Annotated in this window: 5 protein-coding genes; 3 read left to right on the plus strand and 2 right to left on the minus strand. The window is 70.6% G+C overall.

Features of this window, described 5'->3' with window-relative positions:
- Together ACIKT0_RS11480 and ACIKT0_RS11485 are read left to right on the plus strand one after the other, a co-directional pair.
- Window positions 1-463, plus strand: a 463-nt coding sequence (locus tag ACIKT0_RS11480; protein ID WP_407105476.1) for a hypothetical protein, incomplete at its 5' end; no start/stop codon positions are given.
- A gap of 66 nt (window positions 464-529) precedes the next feature.
- Entirely contained in the window at window positions 530-1,186 is a 657-nt protein-coding gene (locus ACIKT0_RS11485) for a DsbA family oxidoreductase (RefSeq protein ID WP_407105477.1), read from the plus strand.
- Between the two features lie 46 nt (window positions 1,187-1,232).
- On the opposite strand, the gene mfd is transcribed toward ACIKT0_RS11485, so the two are convergent.
- Together mfd and ACIKT0_RS11495 are read right to left on the minus strand one after the other, a co-directional pair.
- Complete coding sequence (gene mfd / locus ACIKT0_RS11490; RefSeq protein ID WP_407105478.1) at window positions 1,233-4,745, minus strand: transcription-repair coupling factor; 3,513 nt, start codon at window positions 4,743-4,745, stop codon at window positions 1,233-1,235.
- Window positions 4,746-4,798: 53 nt separating this feature from the next.
- Window positions 4,799-5,101 carry an FAD assembly factor SdhE gene (locus ACIKT0_RS11495; RefSeq protein ID WP_407105479.1) on the minus strand — a complete coding sequence of 101 codons (303 nt, stop codon included), beginning with the start codon at window positions 5,099-5,101 and terminating at the stop codon, window positions 4,799-4,801.
- A 104-nt stretch (window positions 5,102-5,205) separates the two neighbouring features.
- Between ACIKT0_RS11495 and ACIKT0_RS11500 the strand changes: the two genes are divergently transcribed.
- Window positions 5,206-6,205, plus strand: a 1,000-nt coding sequence (locus ACIKT0_RS11500; RefSeq protein ID WP_407105480.1) for an OB-fold nucleic acid binding domain-containing protein, incomplete at its 3' end; no start/stop codon positions are given.

A 6,205-nucleotide genomic window follows, 5' to 3' on the forward strand; every position in this document is an offset into this window, starting at 1 on the left:
CTCCGGCCCCGACGGACTCGGCCCGCTGATCGACCTGCGGGTGCTTCCCGACGGACGACTGTTCGTCCGCGGGCCCGCCTGTCCGCATGCGGCGTTTCCGGGCGACCCGGGCGCGCCGACCCCGCCCTTCGGGGCCGACGGCTATCTCGACACAGGGCTGATCGGGCTTGCGGATCGCGTCGTGGGGCGCGTGCTGCCCGGCGGACGGCGGCGCGGCGTGGCCCAGATCGGCGGTCTCGCGGTGAGCCTCGGAGACGCAGAGATGGCGGCCCAGGTCGCGAGCCTTCCGGGCAAGCTGGAGACGCAGGACGACGCGCTGTTCGGGAGCCGCTTCGTTCTTGCCCCCGGGGACGACGGCGCGTCGTCGTCGGCCGCGCCGGGCGAGGCCATTCTCGCCGCCGGCTTCAGCCCGGCCCTGCTTCCGGCCTCCGCCGTCAGCGACCGCGCGCGCGGCGCGGCCTGACGGGGTTACGAACCCGGCCAAGCCGCCCCATATCGGCGGCTTCATCTTGCTGACAGGCTCTTCCTCATGTCCGTTCCGCTCTCGATCGACGTCTTCGCCGATCCTGTCTGTCCCTGGTGCTGGATCGGAAAGCGCCGCCTCGAAGCCGCCCTCGCGGCCCGGCCGGACGTGGAAGCCGTTATCCGCTGGCGGCCGTATCAGCTGGATCCGTCGATCCCTCCGGAAGGGCTCGACCGCGAGGAATATCTCGAGAGCAAGTTCGACGACGTGGCCCGGCTGCGAGCGACGCTGGATCAGATCACCGCCATCGGCCGCGACGAGGGCATCGCGTTCCTGTTCGCCGACATCACGCGCGCGCCGAACACGCTCGACGCCCACCGCGCGATCCGCTGGGCGGCCGAAGAAGGTCCCGTGGCGCAGGGCGCGCTGATCGAGCGCCTGTTCGAGGCCTATTTCACGGAAGCCGAGGACATCTCGGATCTCGACGTGATCGGCCGGGCGGCCGATGAGGCCGGCCTCGACTGGGAGACGCTGCGGGACCGGCTCGACAGCGACGAGGACGTCGAGGACGTCCGCGAGGAGATCGCCCAGGCCCGCGCGATCGGCGTCGAGGGCGTTCCCTGCTTCATTTTCGAGAACAAGCTCGTGGTGATGGGCGCCCATCCGCCGGAGGTGCTGGTCGAGGCGATCGACCGCGCGCTCGGCGACGAGGACGAAGCGTAAGGGCTGAACCGCCCGCCAGCGCCTCCGGCGCGCCGGAGGGCGCCCGTCAGGCCGCCTTCTTCGGCGCTTCGGCGATCCTGACCAGCTCGCGAAGCAGCTTGGCCGCGCCCTTCAGCCGCTTCTCGGGAGTGCTCCACTCGCGCCTGAATACGACCTTCATGTCCGGCCGCACCTTGGCGTTCGGGCCTTCCTCGCGCGCGAGGTGCATGACGAGCCCTTCCGGATTGGCGAAGGAGTTCTCGCGGAAGGACAGCACGACGCCCTTCGGGCCCGCGTCGATCTTCTCGACATTGGCGCGCCGGCACAGCGCCTTGATGGCGGCCGTCTCCAGCAGCTGCTTCACCTCGGTCGGCAGCGGCCCGAAGCGGTCGGCCAGCTCGCTGGCGAAGGCGTCGAGCGCCTCGTCGGTGTCGATCTCGGCGAGGCGGCGATAGAGCGAAAGCCGGATCGCGATGTCGGCGATGTAGTCTTCGGGGATCATCACCGGCGCGCCCAGCGTGATCTGCGGCGACCACTGGTCCTGCGTGACTTCCGCGCCTCCCTCCTTCAGAGCCTCGACCGCGTCGGCCAGCATCTGCTGGTAGAGCTCGTAGCCGACCTCCTTGATGTGGCCCGACTGCTCCTCGCCGAGCAGATTGCCCGCGCCCCGGATGTCCAGGTCATGCGACGCCAGCTGGAAGCCCGCGCCGAGGCCCTCCAGCGACTGCAGCACCTTGAGCCGCCGCTCGGCGTTCGGCGTCAGGGTCTTGTTCGCCGGCACCGTGAACAACGCATAGGCGCGCGTCTTGGAGCGGCCGACGCGGCCGCGCAGCTGATAGAGCGCCGCGAGGCCGAACATGTCGGCGCGATACACGATGAGCGTGTTGGCGTTCGGTATGTCGAGGCCCGACTCGACGATCGCCGTCGAGAGCAACACGTCGTAGTGGCCCTCGTAGAACTCGGTCATGATCTTCTCGAGCTCGCTCGCCGCCATCTGGCCGTGCGCTACCGCGACCTTCACCTCCGGAACCTCGGAGGCCAGGAAGGCGCGCGCGTCCGCGATGTCCTCGACGCGCGGACAGACGAAGAAGGACTGGCCGGAACGGTAGCGTTCGCGCAGCAGCGCCTCGCGCACGATCAGCGGATCGAAGGGCGCGATGAAGCTGCGGACCGCGAGGCGGTCGACTGGCGGCGTGGCGATCATCGAGAGGTCGCGCACGCCCGTCATGGCGAGCTGCAGCGTGCGCGGGATCGGGGTCGCGGAGAGCGTAAGCACGTGGACCTCAGCGCGCAGCTGCTTCAGCCGCTCCTTGTGGGTCACGCCGAAGTGCTGCTCCTCGTCGACGATGACGAGGCCGAGATCCTTGAACTCGATCGACTTGCCGAGCAGCGCGTGCGTGCCAACCACGATGTCGACGTCGCCCGAGGCGAGCCCCTTCTTGGTCTCCGCGGTCTCCTTCGTCCCGACGAAGCGGGAGGCTTGCGCGACCTTGAGAGGGAGCCCGCGGAAGCGGTCGGCGAAGGTGGCGTAGTGCTGCCGGGCGAGCAGGGTCGTCGGAACGACCACCGCGACCTGCCGGCCGCTCATCGCCACCACGAACGCCGCGCGCAGCGCCACCTCGGTCTTGCCGAAGCCGACATCGCCGCAGACCAGCCGGTCCATCGGGCGGCCGGCGGCGAGATCGTCCAGCACCGCGTCGATCGCAGCCTGCTGGTCGTCGGTTTCGTCATAGGGGAAGCGCGCCGCGAACTCGTCGTAGAGGCCTTCGGGCGGCGTGGCGCGCGGCGCCTCCTTGGTCAGTCGGGCGGCGGCGATCTTGATGAGCTCGCCCGCCATCTCGCGGATGCGGTTCTTGAGCTTCGCCTTGCGGCCCTGCCAGCCCGAGCCGCCCAGCTTGTCGAGCTGCGCTTCCGTGCCCTCGGAGCCGTAACGGGTCAGAAGCTCGATGTTCTCGACCGGCAGGAACAGCTTGTCGCCGCCCGCATAATGCAGCTCGAGGCAGTCATGCGGCGCGCCTGAGACGTCGATGCTCTGCAGCCCGACGAACCGGCCGATGCCGTGATCGACATGGACGACGAGGTCGCCGGCGGCGAGGCCGGCCGCCTCCGTCAGATAGTCCTGGGGACGGCGGCGTTTCGCCTTGCCGCGCACGAGGCGGTCGCCGAGCACGTCCTGCTCCGCGATGACGGCGACGTCGTCCGTCTCGAAGCCCTGCTCCAGACCGAGCACGCCGAACGCCACGGCGTCCTTCGGCTGCGCCAGAGCCTCGCGCCAGTTGGCGACCATGCGGCGCGCGGCGATGCCGTGGTCGCCAAGAACGGTGGCCATGCGGTCACGGGCGCCGTCCGTCCAGGCCGCCACCAGGACGCGCTTGCCGTCTTCCTTGAGGGCTCGGATGTGGCCGACGACGGCCTCGAACACGTTGGAGTTCTCGTCCGCCCGTTCAGCCGCGAAGCTGCGTGAGCTCCGGACACCGGCGTCGAAAACGCGGCCCTTGCCTGCGTCCGGCGGCGTGAACGGCGTCAGGCGGATCGGAGCCGCGTCGTCGATCCGCTCGCGCCATTCCTCCGGGGTGAGGTAAAGCGCGTCGGGCTTCAGCGGCTTGTAGGCCGTCGGCGACCTGTCGTGCTGCCGGGCGGTCTGCCGGGCGTCGTAGTAATCGGCGATCTGCGCGAGCCGCTCGCCCGCAGAGTCCTCGGCCAGCGGATCGAGCACGTAGCGCGCATCCGGCAGGTGGTCGAAGAGCGTGCCGAGCCGCTCGTGGAACAGCGGCAGCCAGTGCTCCATGCCGGGATAACGCCGGCCCTCGCTAATCGCGGCGTAGAGCGGGTCATTCGGCCCCGGCGCGCCGAAGGTCGCGGCGTATGCTTGGCGGAAGCGCCGTATGGTGTCGGAGGTGAGCTGCACCTCGCTCATCGGCACGAGGTCGAGCGCGCGAAGCTGACCCGTGGAGCGCTGCGTCTCCGGGTCGAAGGGACGGATGGACTCGAGCGTATCGCCAAAGAAATCGAGGCGGATCGGCTCGGCGTGACCAGCCGGGAACAGGTCGACGATGCCGCCGCGGATGGCGTACTCGCCATAGTCGCGCACCGTCGAGGAGCGCAGGAAACCGTTGGTCTCGAGCCATTCGCCCAGGGCCTTGAGGTCGACGACGTTGCCGGGCGCGGCCGAAAAGCTCTGGCGGGCGACGCTCTCGGGCGTCGCGACCCGCTGCAGGGCCGCCCCGGCGGTGGTCAGGACGATGCGGGGCTTGTCGCCGCCGCGCGTCGCGGCGAGCCGCGCCAGCGTCGTCATCCGGGCCGCCACGACCGGGCCGTTGGGCGAGACCCGATCATATGGCTGGCAGTCCCAGCTGGGGAAGACCAGCCGCTCGACCTCCGGCGCCATGAAGGCGAGCGCGCGATCGATCGCCGCCAGCCGGGCGCCGTCGCGCGAGATGTGGACGACGCCGCCAGCCGCGTGGCTCCGCGCCGAAAGGGCGCGCGCGAGATCTGCGACGAGCAGCGCGTCGAAACCATCCGGGACGCCGCCGACGGTCGCGGGCTTGCGGTCGAGAAGAGCGTCGAGCTTCAGGGTCATGGTCTTTTGATCTGGGGACGCCGAAGCCCTGGATTGCAGAGCTGCGCTGCGGCTCAGCCGATATGCTCGGTCGTGGGAAAGGCTCGGTGGAAGGCTTTGAGCCGCCGGAACACCTTGCTGTCATGCTCGGCGGGCGTCGGCTCCCGTTCCGCGATCCAGGCGAACAGCTCGCGGTCCGGAAGCTCGATGAGCGCCTCGAAGGCCCGGAACTCGTCGTTGCTGAAGCCGTCGATCTCGGCGTCGGCGAAACGGCCCATCAGGAGGTCCATCTCGCGCGTTCCGCGCCGCCAGGAGCGGTACAACGCGCGGCGGCGGCGAGGATCCAGGCCCTCGACTGTTCTGGTGGTTCCGGTCATGTGCGGGAAAGAGATGGAGCGCGGTCCGGGTTCCTACCAGCCCGACGCCGCGCTGTCAGCTTCTCCTCTTGCGCCGCCTCCCCGGCTCGCCTCCCTTAGGCCCGATGCGCGACTCGCGGCTCGATCCCCTCTTCGCCGAAGCGACCGTTCTGACCGGGGTCGGACCGAAGGTCGCCAAGGCTCTGGCGCGGCTGCTCGACGGCTCCCCTTCCGGCGGAGAGCCGCGGGTGCTCGACCTGTTGCTGCACGCGCCTAGCGGCGCGATCGACCGGCGGGCGCGGCCCAGGATCGCGGAGCTGACCGCGGGCGAAGTGGCGACCGTCGAGGTCGAGGTCGAGCGCCACCAGCCGCCGCGCAGTCCCCGCGCGCCCTACCGCGTCGTGGTGGCGGACGAGACCGGCGCGATGAGCCTGGTCTTCTTCAAGGCGCAGGCAGGCTACATCGAGCGACTTCTGCCGTTGGGCGAAAAGCGATGGATCTCAGGGACCCCGGAGCTTTTCGACGGCTCCTTCCAGATGGTCCACCCGAGCCACGTGCTGGACGCCGAGGGCCTCGGCAAGCTGCCCCCGGTGGAGCCGACCTACCCGCTCGTCGAGGGGCTGACGCACGGGCTTCTCGGGAGGCTGGCGCGCGCCGCGCTGGAGCGGCTCCCGGCGCTGCCGGAATGGCTGGACGACACGCTGCTCGCGCAGCGCGGCTACGCGGGCTTCGGCGCCTCGCTCAACGCGCTCCACGTCCCCAAGACGCCGCGCGACGTCGCGCCGGAAGGCGCGCCCCTCACGCGCCTCGCCTATGACGAGCTGCTGGCCAACCAGCTCGCGCTCCAGCTGGTCCGGGCCCACATGCGCCGCGGCGCCGGGCGCAGCTGCGCCGGTGACGGCCGCGTCTCGCGCAGGATCGAGGCCGCCCTGCCCTTCGCGCTGACCGGCGCGCAGACCCGCGCGGTGTCCGCGATCCGGGAGGATATGGCGGCGGAGACCCGGATGCTCCGCCTGCTGCAGGGCGACGTCGGCTCCGGCAAGACCGTGGTTGCGCTGCTCGCCGCCGCGACCGCGGTGGAGGCGGGCCGCCAGGCGGCCCTGATGGCGCCGACCGAAATCCTTG

It is taken from the genome of Hansschlegelia beijingensis, from assembly GCF_045505405.1.
GTDB lineage: Bacteria > Pseudomonadota > Alphaproteobacteria > Rhizobiales > Methylopilaceae > Methylopila > Methylopila beijingensis_A.

Bases quoted from the DNA above. Each gene is read 5' to 3' on its own strand.
- ACIKT0_RS11485 (WP_407105477.1), top strand. From the start codon at position 530: ATGTCCGTTCCGCTCTCGATCGACGTCTTCGCCGATCCTGTCTGTCCC.
- mfd (WP_407105478.1), bottom strand. From the start codon at position 4,745: ATGACCCTGAAGCTCGACGCTCTTCTCGACCGCAAGCCCGCGACCGTC.
- ACIKT0_RS11495 (WP_407105479.1), bottom strand. From the start codon at position 5,101: ATGACCGGAACCACCAGAACAGTCGAGGGCCTGGATCCTCGCCGCCGC.